We start from the raw sequence: 17,048 nt of genomic DNA, 5'->3' as shown, positions 1-17,048 counted from the left end.
AGAGAAAAATCATGTATAGATCATTTAAAAAATTGCTTTTCATCCTTACTGTTGGCCTGATTTCCATCCCGGCCCTTGCTCAGAATAACCTGGAAATACCGCTATCGAATCCCGGTGAACCCGGAAAACTGATTGTGGCGGCGAACTTCTCCGATGAAGTTGAGATCAGAGCACACGACAAGAATAATGTAATTGTGAATTATGACAGTGATAATGCCGATGACGAAAGAGATTCCATAAGAAACGGTATGCGTCGAATTTCAGGCGGAGGCGTAGGTATTGAGGTAACCGAAGACAATAACGAGGTACGGGTAAACACCGGCCCCATGCCGAACGATGACCTGGAAATGATTATCTACGTTCCACGAAACTTCTCTCTTAAGCTGAACACGGTACAGGGTGATGTAACGGTATCCGGCCTTTCGGGTGAGTTGGAAATTAGTGCTGTAAATGGTGATGTAGAGCTAAGTGATATCTCCGGTACGGTGTTGGTTAATAGTGTAAACGGAGATATTGAAATTGATTTCAATGAGATTACCGCAAACGCACCCATGTCTTTTACCGGGGTGAATGGAGATATCGAAGTATCCTTTCCGGCGGATGCCAAATTCACCGCAAAAATGAAAACGGAGTGGGGCGATGTGTACACCAATTTCGATATGGAGATCGACCGGACTTCTTCTAAACCGGAAGTGAATACCAAAGATGGAGAGTACCGTGTGGCCGTGAACAAATGGATATTTGGAAAAGTGAATGGAGGCGGACCCGAATTTCTGTTCAAAACATTGCATGGAGATATTTCAATTCGTAAAAAATAATTTTTTACAGCAACCTTTTTAGAATCAAATCGTCTAAAGGTTGAAACCATAACTGGAGCTGTAAGCCATTTAAGCCAAGAGGCTTGCAGGGATAGGACTCCTCTTTAAAAATCCCCAAAACTATGAAGCGCGTATATACTACTATGGCAATGGTATGTCTTTGTGTCAACTTGTTTGCACAGACTTCCTATCAAAAACAAACAGACACTATTGCCATTAAAACAGATGATGTAAGAAGAGGAACGGCGGATAATCCCGCCATGCAGGCCATCAGGATTGATGGTGAAAATGAAATTGTGTTAGACGGACTTTTAAATGAGTCTATTTGGAAGAACGTCCCGATTGCAACTCAATTCACGCAGCGCGCGCCGGACGATGGCAGTGCGGCTTCTGAAAATACAGAGGTTCAGCTGCTATATACCAATGAATATATATTTGTAGGAATAATGGCCTACGACTCGGCTCCGGATTCCATTAATGCCCCACTTTTTCGGCGTGATGGTGATGAGGCCAGCGACTGGGTGTATGTACTGTTTGACAGCTACAACGACAAAAGAACGGCTTTTACCTTTGCAATAAATCCACGGGGTGTGCAAAAAGATATCCTGCTTTATGATGATACTGATGAAGATCAGCTTTGGGATGCTGTTTGGCAGGCAGAAACAAAAATTTTAGAAAACGGCTGGTCAGCAGAGATGAAAATTCCCCTTTCACAGTTGCGCTTCAGCTCCAATGATGAAGAGCAATCGTGGGGGGTTAATTTTCAGAGAAGGATTGCCCGTAATGGCGAAATATCCTTTTGGGCACCTACCTCACAGAACGAAACCGGTATTGTTTCCAAGTTTGGAAGACTTAATGGAATTCAGAACCTGAAAGAGCCACGCCGATTGGAAGTTATTCCTTATGTGTCGGCTGATTTAACCCGTGTTCCATCTATAAGTACAGATAATCCTTATTACAGCCGGAATGAATTGGGAGCGGGAGTCGGAGGCGATATTAAGTACGGCCTTACCTCCGATCTCACCCTGACAGCGACAATAAACCCGGATTTTGGACAAGTTGAGGCTGATCCGGCAGTGATTAATTTAACGGCCAACGAAAACTTTTTCTCCGAACGCAGGCCTTTTTTCCTTGAAGGGAATGATATCTTTCAATTCGGCAATACCAAGACATTCAGCCGCTTTGGAAATCCCGTTACCTTTTATTCCAGGAGGATTGGAAGAGCACCCCAGGGGACACCAAACAGGGCAGGAGTTAATGCGGATTATGTAGATCGTCCGGATTTGACGACCATTGCAGCGGCCGCCAAAGTGAGCGGAAAAACCCAAAACGGATGGTCTATTGGTTTTCTTGACGCTTATACTTTAGAAGAGGAAGCCCTATATACGGCACCTTCCGGAAATGAAAGCTCTTTTGCTGTTGAACCGGCCACCAACTATATGGTGGCACGAACCAAGAAAGATTTTAATTCAGGCAACACCTACTTCGGGGGTTTCGCCAGCGCTGTAAACCGCAGTATTGATGGAACCTACTTCGAGGACTTCCTTCGCTCATCCGCCTATCTGGGTGGTGTGGATTTTGAACATAGTTTCAACGACCGCAACTGGATTACAAGCGGTGCTTTTTCCTATAGTGTGATAAACGGTTCAAAAGAAGCTATTCAGCGAGCCCAAACTTCACCGGTCAGGCATTATGACCGCGTAGATTCGGATCAGCTTTCGGTAAATCCAAATAAAACAAGCTTGTCCGGTTTTGCGACAGAAATAAGTATCCAGAAAAGAGGGGGAGATGATAACTGGATGACTTCTTTAACCTATTCGGATGTTTCTCCCGGATATGAGACGAATGACATCGGCTTCCAAAACAGAGCCGATTACAGATCTATAAACGGAGGGCTGATTTTCCGGGAGACTGACCCTAAGCTGTTACAATACTTTGAGACATGGTTATTTAAAGGGAATGCATGGAATTATGATGGAGATATGATCAACAACTGGTATGGAACCGGTGGCTTCATGCGCTTTGATAACCTCTGGACTTTCAACTACAACGCAAATGTATCCGGTGATCAGTTAATGGATCGCACCACCCGTGGTGGCCCTGTAATGGAGCGGCCGAGGGACTGGAATTTTAATCTGAACCTGAGTACCAATCAAAATAAAGATGTGTCGTTTCATTTTGGCACTTTTCAGCGACAGGATGTTTCCGGTGAATTTGATAATAATATTTGGATGGGGGTTACCTTTCTGCCTACCACATTTATTCAAATATCAGTTTCCCCGGAGTTTGGTTATCAGCGGGACACGGATCAGTACGTGACCAAAGTTCAAGATGCCAACGCTACCGACACCTATGGCAACCGGTATGTATTTGCGGATATAAAGCAGCGAAGGTTTATGACCAGCGTAAGGGTAAACTGGACCTTCTCACCAACCATGAGTTTGCAAACTTATGTGCGTCCGTTTATAGCCAGCGGTGAATACACGCACTTTAAGGAATTTGCTGAACCGCGAACTTATAATTTTGACCGATACGGGGAAGATAAGGGAACCATCAGCAAAGCAGGAGACGAGTACTCCGTAGATCCCGATGGAGCAGGAGGTTCGCCGGCTTTTAATTTCCGTGATCCGGATTTTAACTTCCGTTCAGTACAAGGTAACGCGGTATTCCGATGGGAATATGCCCCGGGATCGACTCTGTTTCTTGTGTGGCAGCAACAACGGGATGACTTTGTTAGAATGGGTAATTTCGATCTCGGCAGAGATCTGGATGGCCTCTTCAGTGCCAAACCAACCAATGTATTTCTCGTGAAACTGAGCTACTGGTTCGGTACCTGATAACCTTATTCATGTATACATAGATATATCAGAAAGGGCGCAATAGTGCGCCCTTTTTTATACTGATTAAAATCAGTTCAGGTGATCGTAATTGTTTTACTCCACCGATGTCTTACATGTCTTCAGCCCAAATGGTGCATACAGGGGGCAGAAGCTTACCAGGCTTGTAAGCACAAATACTCCGGCCAGTACCAATAATACGATGCCTAATGTACCGGTAACCGTTCCTGTGAAGTAAAGAGCAACAAATATAATCGCTAAAACAAAGCGTATAATTTTATCAGCAGAACCCATATTCTTTTTCATAGTAACCTCAGTTTTTTTTGTTAGATAATCCATTCAAATAGAAAAACTAAACCTGCAATTATTAGTATACAGAGTACACAAACGGCAAGAAGTTTTAGTATTTTCAACCGCACAATAAAATTTATTTTTGAAGGTTTTGTGAACTTGTTATCACAGGTGAATAGTAACTGAACTAATTCTTTATTAAAAGCAGCAATGAATACACAGCATCTTACAGCAGAACAGGTAAAATCAATACAGTCCGGTTTCATCAATAAAGTTTATGGCTGGATGGCCCTTGCCCTTGCCATTACCGGCTTTGTGGCTCTGCGTGTGGTCGATTCCGGTTTTGTGGAGACTATGGCTCAAAACCAGATTTTATTTTTTGGCATTATTATAGCTGAACTCGGTCTGGTAGTTTGGCTGTCAGGAAGAATCAACAGCATGAATGCAAGCATGGCCATCGGGCTTTTCTTGTTGTACTCGGCACTAAATGGGCTCACATTCTCTATTTTATTTCTGGTTTATACCTCGGCTTCTATTGCTTCAACGTTTTTTATAACGGCCGGTACATTCGGGGTGACGAGCGCCTACGGGTATTTCACCAAAAAGGACCTTTCCAGCATTGGTAACATTGCCTTTATGGGGCTGATTGGGATTATCATTGCCACCGTTGTGAATATATTCGTTCATAGTGAAATGCTCTACTGGGGCATAACCTACATAGGTGTGCTGGTTTTTGTGGGATTGACTGCCTACGATACACAGAAGATGAAAAAGATGAGCCTGGAAGTGGATGTAGAATCCGAGGAGGGAAGCAAAGGCGCTATTATGGGAGCCCTTGCCTTATACCTCGACTTCATTAACATGTTTATTTTCTTGTTGCGAATTTTCGGAGACCGGCGGTAATTTTATTCATATAAATCGTCTTTATCTGCCCGGGCGAGCTCAATCATGAACCTGGCCATTTTTTGGGTCACCGCTTTGAAATACTTTTCGCCCTTTTCGGCAGAAGCTTTTTTTGGATTACCTATTCCGGTATCGTCGGTTACCTGAGACCATGGCCGTTCAGCCCATGCCCAGTCTTCTGTCAGTGCTTTTATTTTGCTCTTTCGTTCACTGCCCGGACCTGCTTCATCGAGTGGTAAAACCAAATCGGGCCTTAGATGTAAGAGTAAACTGGTTTCAAGTTCATCCGCATGATCTCCATCTTCATCAAAAAACTGCTTTTTGTCGAGCGATTTAAACCAATCGGCTACGCAAAGAAACATGTCGGGAAATTCCAGCCCAAGTTCCCTTACTATCGGTTTGAAGTTATTTCCTCCATGGCTGTTGAAGATCAGAAGTTTATGAATTCCCTGACGGTTTAATACCGTGATCACATCTTTAAGAATGGCAAACTGGGTGCTTGGGTTTAGGTTCATATCAAGGTAAATATCGGGTTGCCCGGTATTCACCCCAAAAGGGATAGTTGGCAGAACGATGACTTTGGAACCCTCTTCCCAGGCGATTCGGGCTGATTCTGCAGCGATATGATCTGCTTCAATGACATCAGTAGCGTAGGGTAGATGGTAATTATGTGCCTCGGTTGCGCCCCAGGGAAGGATAGCGAGCTCGAAGTCGGCATCTTTCAGGTTCTTCCAGTTGGTCTCAGCTAAAATGTATGGTCTGATCATCTTTAATAAGGAGTAAGGGTTACATTGTTAATCGCAGAACGTTGAGCTCAAAAGTATGGAACAGCAGTTGATATTGGAAACCACGAAGTCGATTTCTTAACCCAGAGAATATCTTGCTTAAATATGGATTGAAATGACCAGCTAAATTGTATTGCTGACAAAAGCATAAACCATGGCAAACTTCAGCAACCTATCTCAATCCGACAAAAGCAGAATAATAGAAATGGCATGGGAAGACCGAACTCCCTTTGATGCTATCGAGTTTCAGTTTGGGCTTACCGAAGATGAAACCATTGAGCTGATGCGCTCCGAAATGAAGCGCTCCAGCTTTAAAATGTGGAGAGAACGAGTCTCCGGTAGAGATACCAAACACCGCAAAAAACGCAAAGAGGATGTTAATCGGTTCGTGAGCCCCAATCAGTATTAGTAAAAGGTGATGGTTAGTCTTGAGTTTGAGGCAACTCGTTCAAAGATTCGGATGTCAACAGCTCTCCATTGGCAATAACAGCGTGAATATTCACAGTGTTGCGTATATCGGATAATGGATTAGAATTCAGAATAACCAAATCTGCTTTTTTGCCGGCATCGATACTTCCAACCCGGCTGTAATCCCCAAAGAAATGAGCACCATTATATGAAGAGGCCTGAAGGGCTTGCAACGGAGTTATTCCTGATTTCACAAAAGCTGCCAATTCACGGTGGAGCGATATTCCCGGATATACATACGAATTATAAGCTCCCGCATCCGAGCCTGCCAATAACTTCACGCCTGCTTGTTGCATATCGCGGGTTACTTTTTTGAAAAGATCATTCAGCTCTTTCTCAAACTGAATGGCATCCGCATCTCTACGCTGCGCTGAGCGAACCCGGCGCTGATACGTTTGTCGGATGTCGTCAGGAATATATTGCAAGTACTCATCCCCCGAGTGATCTTCTTCATGAAGAAAGCTCAGAACATCATCAATATGAAGTGTAGGTACCACATATACATTTTCATCGGCTAATGTCTGATAAAAAACACGGGCGGTATCTTCATTATAACTGTCATTCAATTCAGCTACGGCATCCCAAAACCCAAGCTGACCATTATACACCTTACTGGTGATTTCTCCTTCCCGATCCGAAGTACCCTTTAAGACATAATAGAGGTGTTCAATTCCATCCAACCCAGCTGTAATAGCATCATCAATAAAAATGCTCATAGGCATGTGTCCGGTAACGGTAAGCCCGCGTTCTTCAGCCTGACGAATAATTTCCAGGTAAGCCTCCCCGCTTAACGTGCTCTCATAAATCTTTACATAATCGACACCTATGGATTGGAGAGAGTCGAGAGCTTGGGTGATATCCTCACTACTCTGCACTTCAATAGAGCCTTCCCAGGTTGGATCGGGGCCGTCAATTTTTGGCCCGGATGTATAGATATAGGGACCGGTCAGTGAATCAGTCTTAATTTCAGATCGCCATCCAAAAATAGTGGAGGTTAAGTCACCACCGGCATCCCGAACAGTAGTTACTCCGTTGGCAATGTAAAGAGGCAGCATTTTTTTGTTTGAACCGATAAGGTCCTGCCCACCGCGTAAATGAATGTGCATATCCCACAAGCCCGGAATGGCAAATTTACCTTTCATGGAGACCGATCTCGCACCCTCCGTATTTTTACTTCCATCTTCAAAAATGTCCTTAATGGTGTTTCCTTCAATAAGTATGGAATGATTTTCAGCGATATCACCGGTTTCAATATCAATAACATGGAGGCCGGTTAGAAGAAGCTGTTCGGATTGGTTTTTAGAAGTGCAGGCATTCAGTAAAATGAATGTGAGTAAAAAAGCAGAAAATAGGGAGGTCTTCATAGCTTGGAGGTATTGTTATCAGCTAACATTGAATTTGGATGGTATTACATCAAAGGGATGATAGGAAGAAGCACAAACATTCTTTTACTTCATTTATCACCATGAAAGTATGAATGATTGCTCGTTCATATTCAAATAACCTGAAGAGGCACAAACTGTTCTGTTGCCTGGAAGTGGAATAAACCGTATTATTGCAACTTAGTCGCAATAAAGAAATATGCCGAGAAGAAAAACACAATCAAGTACGGAAATCTTATCAACGTTGAAGGCAGCCGATTCGGCCATGAGTCATCAAATGATCGAAGAAGCACTGAGCATCGACGTGGACCGGGCTACGATATACCGTGTATTAAACCGGTTTTATGAAGACGGGTTGGTACACCGTGTAATTGGGGAAAACGGGAAACAGTATTTCGCTTTATGTGAAAACTGTGAGGTGAACGATCACAGCCACGATCATTTCCATTTTCGGTGCAAGAACTGTGGGAAGGTAGAATGCCTGACCCGGGAAATTCAGATTAAGCTGCCCGAGGGTTACAGGGCCGAAAATTTCAACGGAATGGTTTCCGGCTATTGTTCTGGTTGTGCCTAATGTGACTCAGGAAAAGTATTTCATGCAGAAGAAAATCATAAATTTATCAAAAGGGTTCTGGGATCGGTTAGGTATAGGTTTGTCCGGTTTATGTGCCATTCATTGCTTGCTGGTGCCGGTTTTCGTTTCGCTGATTCCTCTGTGGCCTACCCTGGATAACTTTCACGAATACACGCACCTGGTGTTTTTTCTGGCAATAGCTCCGGCGGTCATTTTGTCTGTCAAAAACCGTAAGAACCTTAAATCTATCTCCGGATATTTATTCGTGGGGCTTGCCATCATATTTGTAGCCTGGTTTTTTAATCACCAGCTTGGAGATTACGGTGAAGCCGCAGTTACATTGGTGGGCAGCTTGCTGTTGATACGAGGACATTGGATGAATTATAAAACCAAAAGTATCAGCTGACATGCTCCAGAAGCAATTTCAGAACTTTTTCTGCACACCCCCAGCTTAGGGTTACCCCGGCGCCTCCATGCCCGTAGTTATGGATAAAAAGCCTGTTGTGCATTTGTTCGGCTTCAAGTCGTAATCCATCTTCATTTTTGCGAAGATACCGGTAGCCAATCTTTACCTTTCTTTTGGTGAATCGGTCGATTTCCATCCCAAAGCTTTCCTGCAAAATATCTTTATGAAGAGTGTACATCTGTTCGGGAATTACGGTGCCGTCAATTCTCTTATTTGGGGTGATGGTTTGTTCTCCGATCCATTTTCCATGTTCGTCCAACCGTCCTTCCTGTCGACTTCCCCCCAAAATCCAACCATCGCTTCTGGGATAGAAGTAAACATCCTGCGCATTCCCTGATTCCGTATGGTAGATTTCTGTTCCAGGAGAAAAGTTATACGAAACGATATCTCCATTGGGATTCTTCAAAATGGGAGCGTCTAAAATTTGAAGAAGATGCCCGCGATATAGAAGTCCATTGGGGTCATCAAAAAGTTCTACAGACCCAAGCCCGGAACAATTTATAACGATATCGAAAGGAAGATCCTTTAAATCTTCTTTTCCCAGTGATTGAATTTGAAGCTCGGCTCCGGCCTTAAGTACCGAATTCAAAAGGGCCGGGTAGTAGAGCGACCAATCGCAGAAATAGCAGTTGAATTTCCAGCCGGCCTGAATGGTAATTCCGGAATGTGTAGGGTGAAAAGAATCCCGAAATTCTTCAAGAGAAGAGAAGCCGTCCATGTGTTGGGCGTAGCCGGGGCAGTCTTTCCCGAAAGCAAAAAGCTCGAAGTGTTCGTGAACTTTCAACCCGGGGAATTGCCGTTCATATAGTACATCAAAATGGGAGAGGCTTTCTTTGAATATGGAATCAATTTCTCCGGAATTGACGCTGCGTGGAATCACCGAAGCAGCCGGAAACAGGCTGCTGAAGGTAGGGTCGTTCCGGGCTATTCTTGGATCAGATTCAGATAGTATTGTGACCTTCCAATTGTGTTGTTGCAGAAGTTTGGCAACGCTTAATCCGCTTACTCCACAACCAATAATACAGACGTTTCTTTTTTTACTCATGCCAAAATATAAAGGCTTTAAAGTTGGAATAAATTAATTTTCAGCCCGGCTAATATGTTGTTTCAAGTATCTAATTTTGGTAATTTTAATTATCAACAGACAGGCTTTTTACGTGCAAAAAACAATATCATCAGTTTTATTCACTGTTCTTTTTATGAGCATGGTGTCCTGCAATTTGCTCACCGTGGATGAAGAAGCTTCCGACTATCCCACCACCTTTCCGGCTATTGAGTTTTCTGAACTTGACAAGATGAATCAGGAATACCAAGCCGCTAATGACGGCCACATTTGTTCAACGCTCAACAAGTATGGGTTCACCGGATATAGTGAAATATTTTTTGAGAATGGAGAAAGTCCGTGTGCAAACCGGGATGTTGTGCGGGTTGAAATTCATCAAACTGACTCCCTTATTGCGGCGGCAAAAGCAGCTTTGCTAAAAAATAGCACTTATACCGGGGTAAATGATACCTCAAAACTTATGATTACAGAATTATTGCCGATAAGTGGATGTACCATCTGTGAAGGCCCCGGTCTTAACAATGTACCGATAGAGTTGAAAATCACTTTTGCTGAGCAGACGATAGATTCAAATAAAGTAGTTGGAACCGATATCACGGTTGTTACAGATGCAGAGGGAGTAAGCAGAATTTGGGGAAATTGGTATTCCGATTTTGAAAGCCCTGATTTTGTGAACTTTGGATATGAAGAAGTACAATCCGGAATGGTAGGATGGCAGATTGATATGCGTCGTTTTACCGGAGAGGAAGCAATTTATACAGTGCAGGAAAATGATATCAGCGGGAAGCCCGAGCGGGTGTACCTGCCGATAGAAAATGAGAGTGAACAACAACTGGAAATTCGTACATGCTGGGCAATCCCTGTTTCATACAGCGGAAATTCAGCCTTTAACGGCTGGATAGCGTATGTGGATATAGAAGAAGGATTCCTGGTAGATATGAGAGCCCGTTAGTTCAGAAATTTGGTATCACGAAGGATATAAATTTCTTTACGATATCGGATTATTAAGATTAGTAACATTTGTTAATCTCATTACTCTTAACTTTATGAGCAATGACTATACAAAAAGCACAAAGGACGAAACATTGACTGAATCGGCAAATAAGAAAATACTTATTGTAGAAGACGACATGATTATCTCATTGGTCGTTGAGAACATGATCAAGAAACTTGGCCATACGTTGGTGGGCAAGGCTGCCTCCGGAGATGAAGCCATTGAGTTAGCCAAAGAGCATCAACCGGATATTGTGTTGATGGACATTCGCCTTAAAGGAGAAATGGATGGCATTGAAGCCGTCACTCAAATCAAAGAGCACATCACCACGGAAGTGATCTACCTGACCGGAAACTCCGATAAGGTAAATTACGAGCGCGCCAAAGCAACCGAATGTGTGGATCTTATCTCCAAGCCCTTTACGATTGGTGAATTGACCCGGTCTTTAGAGTTGGTTCCCTGATAACTTTTTTGTGCATCTTTTCGGGGATTTTATCGTAGGTTATTCCGAAATAAAGATGGGCAAATACTATGAGTACAAAATTCAAAAACCTTCGAAACGATTTAGAAGATCTGGAACAAGACGGGCAATTTGATATTGATGAAACCTCCTCTTCATCCGGCAGCAAATCAAGTTCAAAAATTGCCAATTATATACTGCTTTTCGCATTTATAGCGACCCTCACTTTTTATGCCGGCTCGCAGTTTAATTCTTCAGGCATAGATTTAAATCCGCTGGATAATATTGTTCAGGAATTTAACCAGCCCAATGAAGATTTATTGAATAGAATGGGGGCCTGGATGGAGGAAATGGGCTACGGAACCCTTACGCATGAGGAACTCATCGCCCTGAGGGCTGAAGGAGTTACGGCTACCTATACTTCGCAAATCAGAGATGCCGGTTATCCTGAGGTAACGCTGGAGCAGTTGGTGGAACTACAAGATGCTGATGTAAGCAGCACCTTTACCAGTATGATGGCCGAGCTGGGTTATGAACTCACGGTTCAGGATTTAATAGATCTGCGTCGTGCTGATGTAACAGCATTCTTTACCAGCAACATGATGGATTTAGGATATACGATGGAAGAACTTACCCAGGAAAACCTGATCCGGATGAGAAACATCGGGGTCACCCACACACTCGCTGAGAGATTGACGGAAGAACGGGGAGCTCTACCCACCGTTGATGAACTGATCCGCTATCGCATTAGTAATCAATAAGTAAGAAGGTTTTAAGGGAACATTTTCTTCTTAATTTTCTTTACAGGTAGTGAATAGAAACAACTAAACAACTTGTAATGAAAAAATTACTATCACTTTTTTCTTTAATAATAATTTCAACACTGCTTACACAAGCTACGGCTCAGCAATATCTAATCGAAAACTCTTCCGGTATTGGACCCAAGATTGGTTTTTATAAAGCCCCTGATGCTGAAGACGGAACTATGTTTATCGGCCTTCAGTCCCGAACAAAAGGGAAATATGTAGGTGCTGAATTTTCTCTGGAGTACAGAGGAGAGCAAAGCTATACAACCACAGGCGGAAGCGAGCTAACCGTTCGCCAGGTACCGGTAACCGGTTCTTTATTAGTATTTGCCCCATTGGCAGAGAACTTGGCTCCTTATGGATTAGCCGGACTGGGTGCTTACTACACCTTCTATGATTATGACGGTGGTTTTGTAAACCCGGGTGATGATGCTGAAGTGAAAATAGGATATCATTTGGGCTTTGGTGCTGATGTAGCACTTTCCGAATCGGCAGCATTGAATGTTGATTACCGTTATCTGTTCTTAGATGGAAGCGATGATTTGTCTAATAAAGAATTCAGCGGTAATGTGATTTCAGCAGGACTCACGTTTTATTTCTAATCTAAAAAAGTCCTATTTTACGAATCCCGCACTTAACCGGTGCGGGATTTTTTTGTTTAATCCATAATGAACCTTACTTACTCTTACCGAAATCAGAAATATGCCGGAAATCGTACTACCTGAAGTTGAATTAAACATTTACTCACCCAAAGATCCCACCGAGATTACCGTAGTTGAGAACTATGTATGTACCAAAGAGAGCAGCCCGAATTTTGTAAGGCATATCACCTTTGACGTGTCAGGCACGGAACTGGAAGGCCGGGTTCGGATCGGACAGTCGATTGGTATTCTGCCACCGGGAGAAAATGAGAAAGGGCGCCCGCATAAGCTTCGTCTATATTCGGTTTCTTCTCCTACAAAAGGAGAGGGTGGTAAATCTAACCTGGTTTCCACAACGGTAAAGCGAACAATCGAAGAACTGGATGGAAAACTCTATACCGGAATTTGCTCCAATTACCTGGCTGACTTAAAGCCCGGAGATAAAGTAAAAGCAACCGGTCCATCCGGAAAGCGTTTTTTACTGCCTGATAATCCGGAGGATTTCAATTATGTATTTTTTGCTACGGGAACCGGCATCGCTCCATTCAGGGGGATGATTATGGAAATGCTGGAAGCGGGGATGCAGAATCAAATTGCCCTTGTTTTCGGTGCAGCTTATCGGACCGACCTGATTTACCCCGATTACTTTATGGAGACGGAAAAGGAGAACGATAATTTCCACTATATCGCTAAAATTTCGCGGGAAGACCGCCGCCCGGACGGCTCGAAGTATTATGTACAAACAGCCATCGAAGATGAGGAAAAGATTCTGGATCCCATCCTAAGCCAAGAAAACACATTGATTTATATTTGTGGAATCAAGGGTATGGAAGCCGGAATCTACAAGATGCTGGCCAAGAAAGGCTTTAAAGATTACCTCGTATTAAAGGGCGACTACGCCGATATGGATCCTGCCGATTGGGACTGGGATGAAATGAAGCGTAACGTTAAACCCGGCGACCGCACCTTCGAAGAAGTATATTAATTACAGGCATAAATTTGGTTGTAGCCATTCTGAAACTGACAAGGTCGGTCGATTAAGAATGAATTTTAGTCACCCCGCCTGATACGATAAACCGCATAAAGTTGGTTGGGTCGGTTTTAATTGGGGTGACTTTATCTTTCGGTACGATATATAGATTACCTGAGAAATTATAGGAGTGAGGACAATAGACAGCCACTTCATCTTCCAGTCCAAAGTGTATCAGGGACTCTTCGGTGATGAACCCAAATCGCTTCATGCCAACCGGTTCACTGAATTCCACACTCACCGGCTTGGTAAACTTCTTTTTATCTCCTACAAAAGCTTCCGTGAGATCCTTCAGTGAATTATATACAATGTTGACGAAAGGAGTTTTTGTGAGCAGTTTTTCAAACAGGTGAAGGATGGGTCTCACAAAAGTCTGGGTAAGTACAAATCCAATAAGGGTGATGGCAATGAAGCCGGTAACGATTCCTAAGCCGGGTATCTCCAGATCAAACCAGCTGTAGAACAGGTTGTTGAAAATATCATTAATCCAGACCAGGGTTGCGTAAACCAAATAGGCAGTTGCGCTAACGGGCAAAATGACCAGCATTCCGCGGAAGAAGTAATTCAGGATTGTTTTCATAATCGGCAGATAATATTAGCTTTTCCTGAATCTAACGGTAAATCCCGAAAGATGTGCAGAACCGGAGAGGAACATTGAATAAAGAACATTCAATGCAGAAGTTTTGATCAGCCATGAACAGAATAACGAATCTCAAACCACACATGAGTTCAAATCATATTTTTCCTATCTTCAAGGCTCTGTAAAATCCAACACTCACACATCAAAATTAATGTCGCACAAGACTTCTGCCCAGATTCGTCAGGAATTTTTTGATTTCTTTGCTGAAAAAGATCACGCTATTGTTGATAGTGCTCCTGTTGTACCTAAAAACGACCCAACCCTGTTGTTCACTAATGCGGGGATGAACCAGTTTAAAGCCATTTTTCTTGGGGAAGAGGAAGTCCTTAAGCATGAAGGGAAAACCTGGAATCGCGCAGCCGACACCCAGAAATGTATTCGTGTGAGCGGAAAGCACAACGACCTGGAGGAAGTAGGTCACGACACCTATCATCACACGCTATTTGAGATGCTGGGGAACTGGTCGTTTGGCGATTATTTCAAGAAAGAAGCTATTGCCTGGGCCTGGGAGCTGTTGGTGGATGAGTGGGGACTGGAACCCGATCGTTTATACGCTACCGTATTTGGTGGTGACGAAGAAGACGGACTCCCTGTTGATGATGAAGCCATCGAGCTTTGGAAAAGCGAGACAAGCATAGATCACGATCACATTCTGAAGTGCGGCAAAAAAGACAATTTCTGGGAGATGGGGGAAACAGGTCCCTGTGGCCCGTGCTCGGAAGTTCATATCGATCTGCGTTCAGATGAAGAACGAAAGAATAAGCCCGGTCGTGATTTGGTGAATATGGATGACCCAAGAGTGATGGAGATCTGGAATTTGGTATTCATTCAATTTAACCGGAAGCCGGATGCCTCCCTTGAAAAACTCCCTGCCCAGCATGTGGATACCGGAATGGGTTTTGAGCGAATTTGTGCCGTTTTGCAGGGCAAGACATCCAACTACGACACCGATGTCTTCACCCCGATTATTAATGAAATTGCAGACATGGCCGGACTGAAATACGGCAACGATGAAGAGAAAGACATTGCCATGCGTGTGATAGCTGATCACATCCGGGCGGTAACTTTCTCGATAGCTGACGGAGCTTCTCCGGGTAATGATGGCCGGGGGTATGTCATCCGCCGGATTTTGCGTCGTGCAATCCGTTACGGCTGGGATGTATTGGATTTCAAAGAACCGTTTTTCTACAAATTAGTAGATGTATTGGCGGAGCAATTCAAGGATGTGTTCCCGGAAATTCTGGCTCAAAAAGAATACATCGTGAATGTGATACGCTCGGAAGAAAAGAGCTTTCTGAAAACATTGGGACAAGGCATCGAGCTGTTCAACGAAATGGTGGAAGGGAAAGACAAGCTTTCCGGTGGGGATGCTTTCAAGCTGCACGACACTTATGGTTTTCCGATCGACCTTACAGAACTGATGGCCAGAGAACAAGGTGTTGAAGTGGATGTGGAAGGCTTCAACAAGCATATGAAAGAGCAGAAAGAACGTGCTCGTGCTGCCGGGAAATTTTCGGTGGATCAATCTGACTCGAAATCATGGAATGTGGTTGAAGAAACCGATGAATTTGAGTTTGTGGGATATGACGATGCGGAAGCGGAAGTGAATATTATTGCCTATCGCAAGGAGGGAGATCGGTTTGCCATTCAGTTGAATAAAACTCCTTTTTATGCCGAAAGCGGTGGTCAGGTTGCTGATACGGGGCTCATCACCAATGGCGATGAGTACCTCAAGGTGCTGGATGTGCAGAAGTCGAACGGACAATTTATTCACTATGTAGATAAACTTCCTGAAGACCTGAGCGGAAGCTGGAAGGCAAGCATAGATTTAGACCGCCGGATTGAAATTCAAAAACATCACTCAGCAACCCATTTGGTTCATGCTGCGCTACGCGGAATTCTGGGCGATCATGTGGCTCAGAAGGGATCGTTGGTGGATGAAAACCACCTTCGGTTCGACTTCTCCCATTTTGAGGCGATGACGGATGAACAGCTGGATGAAGTTGAACAGTTGGTGAATGAGAAAATTCAGGAAAACATCCCGTTGCAGGAAGAACGAAACGTTCCGATTGAAGAGGCCAAAGATCGCGGTGCGATGATGTTGTTCGGTGAGAAGTATGGAGAAACCGTTCGGGTGATCACCTTTGATGAAAATTATTCGGTCGAGCTTTGCGGTGGAACGCATGTGGGTGCCACCGGTGAAATCGGCTATTTTCGGTTTACACAGGAAACTTCTGTTGCCGCCGGCATCCGTCGAATTGAGGCTGTTTGCGGAACGCGGGCAGATAGTCTGCTCCGTGATGAAAAACGACTGCTTAAGCAGGTTAAAGGAGCGATTGGCCAATCACAGGATCTGGCAGCTGATGTAATGAAGCTCATCGAAGAAAAGAAATCGCTGGAAAAAGAGCTCGAACAAATGCAGCTCCAGAATACCGGAGCTAAACTGGACGAGCTGATTCAAAATGCCGGTTCTCTGGATTCAGATATTAAACTTGTGAAAGGTGAAATTGCCGGCGCCGATATGGACGTCCTCAAGCAGCTTGGGTACGATGGTCTTCAGAAAACAAAGAAAAACACCGCAATCGTATTGGGATCAAAAGATGATGAAGAAGGGAAGGTGTACCTGATGGTAGCACTTTCAGAAGATCTCATTAAGGAAAAAGGTCTGAAAGCAGGCGCAATTGTGGGTCAGCTTGGAAGGCTCGTAGGCGGAGGTGGTGGTGGTCAGCCTAACCTGGCAACAGCCGGAGGCCGCCAGCCTGAAAAATTGGGCGAAGCTTTGGAAAAAGTGAATGAAATAATCACCGATTCCATTTCCTGATTGGTTATCTGTATTACGTGCAAAGAAATGGAACACGGATGAGTTGGATTGGACGGATCATCGCGGATA

Annotated in this window: 17 protein-coding genes; 12 read left to right on the top strand and 5 right to left on the bottom strand. The window is 43.9% G+C overall.

All coding sequences use genetic code 11. From position 1 onward, the window contains the following. Positions 1-11: 11 nt before the first annotated feature. Together NM125_RS10760 and NM125_RS10755 are read left to right on the top strand one after the other, a co-directional pair. The gene (locus NM125_RS10760) at positions 12-818 is read left to right on the top strand and encodes a DUF4097 family beta strand repeat-containing protein (RefSeq protein WP_255134929.1); all 807 of its coding nucleotides are present in this window, start codon (positions 12-14) and stop codon (positions 816-818) included. 122 nt (positions 819-940) lie between these two features. Further along, positions 941-3,655 (top strand): DUF5916 domain-containing protein, encoded by a 2,715-nt coding sequence (locus tag NM125_RS10755; RefSeq protein WP_255134928.1) that lies wholly within the window; start codon positions 941-943, stop codon positions 3,653-3,655. A 96-nt stretch (positions 3,656-3,751) separates the two neighbouring features. On the opposite strand, the gene NM125_RS10750 is transcribed toward NM125_RS10755, so the two are convergent. Beyond that, entirely contained in the window at positions 3,752-3,961 is a 210-nt protein-coding gene (locus NM125_RS10750) for a YgaP family membrane protein (RefSeq protein ID WP_255134927.1), read from the bottom strand. A 195-nt stretch (positions 3,962-4,156) separates the two neighbouring features. Here NM125_RS10750 and NM125_RS10745 point away from each other — a divergent pair, with 195 nt between their 5' ends. Beyond that, on the top strand, positions 4,157-4,849 hold the full coding sequence (locus NM125_RS10745) for a Bax inhibitor-1/YccA family protein (RefSeq protein ID WP_255134926.1): 693 nt from the start codon (positions 4,157-4,159) through the stop codon (positions 4,847-4,849). Between the two features lie 2 nt (positions 4,850-4,851). Here the strand turns inward: NM125_RS10745 and NM125_RS10740 are convergent, their stop codons facing one another. Beyond that, complete coding sequence (locus NM125_RS10740) at positions 4,852-5,613, bottom strand: creatininase family protein (RefSeq protein ID WP_349294196.1); 762 nt, start codon at positions 5,611-5,613, stop codon at positions 4,852-4,854. A 175-nt stretch (positions 5,614-5,788) separates the two neighbouring features. On the opposite strand from NM125_RS10740, the gene NM125_RS10735 reads away from it, so the two are divergent. Continuing rightward, positions 5,789-6,043: a TIGR03643 family protein gene (locus NM125_RS10735; RefSeq protein WP_255134924.1), complete on the top strand. Its 255-nt coding sequence runs from the start codon at positions 5,789-5,791 to the stop codon at positions 6,041-6,043. Positions 6,044-6,056: 13 nt separating this feature from the next. On the opposite strand, the gene NM125_RS10730 is transcribed toward NM125_RS10735, so the two are convergent. Beyond that, positions 6,057-7,466, bottom strand: coding sequence for an amidohydrolase family protein (locus NM125_RS10730; RefSeq protein WP_255134923.1), 1,410 nt, complete (start codon positions 7,464-7,466; stop codon positions 6,057-6,059). A 217-nt stretch (positions 7,467-7,683) separates the two neighbouring features. Between NM125_RS10730 and NM125_RS10725 the strand changes: the two genes are divergently transcribed. Continuing rightward, positions 7,684-8,058 carry a Fur family transcriptional regulator gene (locus NM125_RS10725; RefSeq protein WP_255134922.1) on the top strand — a complete coding sequence of 125 codons (375 nt, stop codon included), beginning with the start codon at positions 7,684-7,686 and terminating at the stop codon, positions 8,056-8,058. A 22-nt stretch (positions 8,059-8,080) separates the two neighbouring features. Then, the gene (locus tag NM125_RS10720; protein WP_255134921.1) at positions 8,081-8,464 is read left to right on the top strand and encodes a MerC domain-containing protein; all 384 of its coding nucleotides are present in this window, start codon (positions 8,081-8,083) and stop codon (positions 8,462-8,464) included. On the opposite strand, the gene NM125_RS10715 is transcribed toward NM125_RS10720, so the two are convergent. After that, positions 8,457-9,569, bottom strand: coding sequence for an FAD-dependent oxidoreductase (locus tag NM125_RS10715; RefSeq protein ID WP_255134920.1), 1,113 nt, complete (start codon positions 9,567-9,569; stop codon positions 8,457-8,459). The two genes, NM125_RS10720 and NM125_RS10715, sit on opposite strands and share 8 nt — an antisense overlap. 160 nt (positions 9,570-9,729) lie before the next feature. Here NM125_RS10715 and NM125_RS10710 point away from each other — a divergent pair, with 160 nt between their 5' ends. The 5 genes from NM125_RS10710 (at position 9,730) to NM125_RS10690 (ending at position 13,473) form a co-directional block, all read left to right on the top strand. Then, positions 9,730-10,539: a hypothetical protein gene (locus NM125_RS10710; RefSeq protein WP_255134919.1), complete on the top strand. Its 810-nt coding sequence runs from the start codon at positions 9,730-9,732 to the stop codon at positions 10,537-10,539. Between the two features lie 94 nt (positions 10,540-10,633). Then, positions 10,634-11,044 (top strand): response regulator, encoded by a 411-nt coding sequence (locus tag NM125_RS10705; RefSeq protein WP_255134918.1) that lies wholly within the window; start codon positions 10,634-10,636, stop codon positions 11,042-11,044. A 68-nt stretch (positions 11,045-11,112) separates the two neighbouring features. Continuing rightward, positions 11,113-11,802: a hypothetical protein gene (locus tag NM125_RS10700; RefSeq protein ID WP_255134917.1), complete on the top strand. Its 690-nt coding sequence runs from the start codon at positions 11,113-11,115 to the stop codon at positions 11,800-11,802. 77 nt (positions 11,803-11,879) lie between these two features. Continuing rightward, positions 11,880-12,449 carry an outer membrane protein gene (locus tag NM125_RS10695; protein ID WP_255134916.1) on the top strand — a complete coding sequence of 190 codons (570 nt, stop codon included), beginning with the start codon at positions 11,880-11,882 and terminating at the stop codon, positions 12,447-12,449. Positions 12,450-12,549: 100 nt separating this feature from the next. Continuing rightward, complete coding sequence (locus NM125_RS10690; RefSeq protein WP_255134915.1) at positions 12,550-13,473, top strand: ferredoxin reductase domain-containing protein; 924 nt, start codon at positions 12,550-12,552, stop codon at positions 13,471-13,473. Between the two features lie 52 nt (positions 13,474-13,525). On the opposite strand, the gene NM125_RS10685 is transcribed toward NM125_RS10690, so the two are convergent. Next, positions 13,526-14,098, bottom strand: coding sequence for a DUF502 domain-containing protein (locus tag NM125_RS10685; RefSeq protein WP_255134914.1), 573 nt, complete (start codon positions 14,096-14,098; stop codon positions 13,526-13,528). 211 nt (positions 14,099-14,309) lie between these two features. On the opposite strand from NM125_RS10685, the gene alaS reads away from it, so the two are divergent. Then, the gene (gene alaS / locus NM125_RS10680) at positions 14,310-16,979 is read left to right on the top strand and encodes an alanine--tRNA ligase (protein WP_255134913.1); all 2,670 of its coding nucleotides are present in this window, start codon (positions 14,310-14,312) and stop codon (positions 16,977-16,979) included. The last annotated feature ends 69 nt before the right edge of the window (positions 16,980-17,048 follow it).

The sequence above is a fragment of the Gracilimonas sediminicola genome, assembly GCF_024320785.1.
Taxonomy (GTDB): domain Bacteria; phylum Bacteroidota; class Rhodothermia; order Balneolales; family Balneolaceae; genus Gracilimonas; species Gracilimonas sediminicola.
Note: the sequence above shows the minus strand (reverse complement) of the source record. Positions and strands in the feature narration are given on the sequence as shown.

Coding starts and splice junctions, on each gene's coding strand:
- NM125_RS10760 (WP_255134929.1), top strand. CDS start 12: ATGTATAGATCATTTAAAAAATTGCTTTTCATCCTTACTGTTGGCCTG.
- NM125_RS10755 (WP_255134928.1), top strand. CDS start 941: ATGAAGCGCGTATATACTACTATGGCAATGGTATGTCTTTGTGTCAAC.
- NM125_RS10750 (WP_255134927.1), bottom strand. CDS start 3,961: ATGAAAAAGAATATGGGTTCTGCTGATAAAATTATACGCTTTGTTTTA.
- NM125_RS10745 (WP_255134926.1), top strand. CDS start 4,157: ATGAATACACAGCATCTTACAGCAGAACAGGTAAAATCAATACAGTCC.
- NM125_RS10735 (WP_255134924.1), top strand. CDS start 5,789: ATGGCAAACTTCAGCAACCTATCTCAATCCGACAAAAGCAGAATAATA.
- NM125_RS10730 (WP_255134923.1), bottom strand. CDS start 7,466: ATGAAGACCTCCCTATTTTCTGCTTTTTTACTCACATTCATTTTACTG.
- NM125_RS10725 (WP_255134922.1), top strand. CDS start 7,684: ATGCCGAGAAGAAAAACACAATCAAGTACGGAAATCTTATCAACGTTG.
- NM125_RS10720 (WP_255134921.1), top strand. CDS start 8,081: ATGCAGAAGAAAATCATAAATTTATCAAAAGGGTTCTGGGATCGGTTA.
- NM125_RS10715 (WP_255134920.1), bottom strand. CDS start 9,569: ATGAGTAAAAAAAGAAACGTCTGTATTATTGGTTGTGGAGTAAGCGGA.
- NM125_RS10710 (WP_255134919.1), top strand. CDS start 9,730: ATGGTGTCCTGCAATTTGCTCACCGTGGATGAAGAAGCTTCCGACTAT.
- NM125_RS10705 (WP_255134918.1), top strand. CDS start 10,634: ATGAGCAATGACTATACAAAAAGCACAAAGGACGAAACATTGACTGAA.
- NM125_RS10700 (WP_255134917.1), top strand. CDS start 11,113: ATGAGTACAAAATTCAAAAACCTTCGAAACGATTTAGAAGATCTGGAA.
- NM125_RS10695 (WP_255134916.1), top strand. CDS start 11,880: ATGAAAAAATTACTATCACTTTTTTCTTTAATAATAATTTCAACACTG.
- NM125_RS10690 (WP_255134915.1), top strand. CDS start 12,550: ATGCCGGAAATCGTACTACCTGAAGTTGAATTAAACATTTACTCACCC.
- NM125_RS10685 (WP_255134914.1), bottom strand. CDS start 14,098: ATGAAAACAATCCTGAATTACTTCTTCCGCGGAATGCTGGTCATTTTG.
- alaS (WP_255134913.1), top strand. CDS start 14,310: ATGTCGCACAAGACTTCTGCCCAGATTCGTCAGGAATTTTTTGATTTC.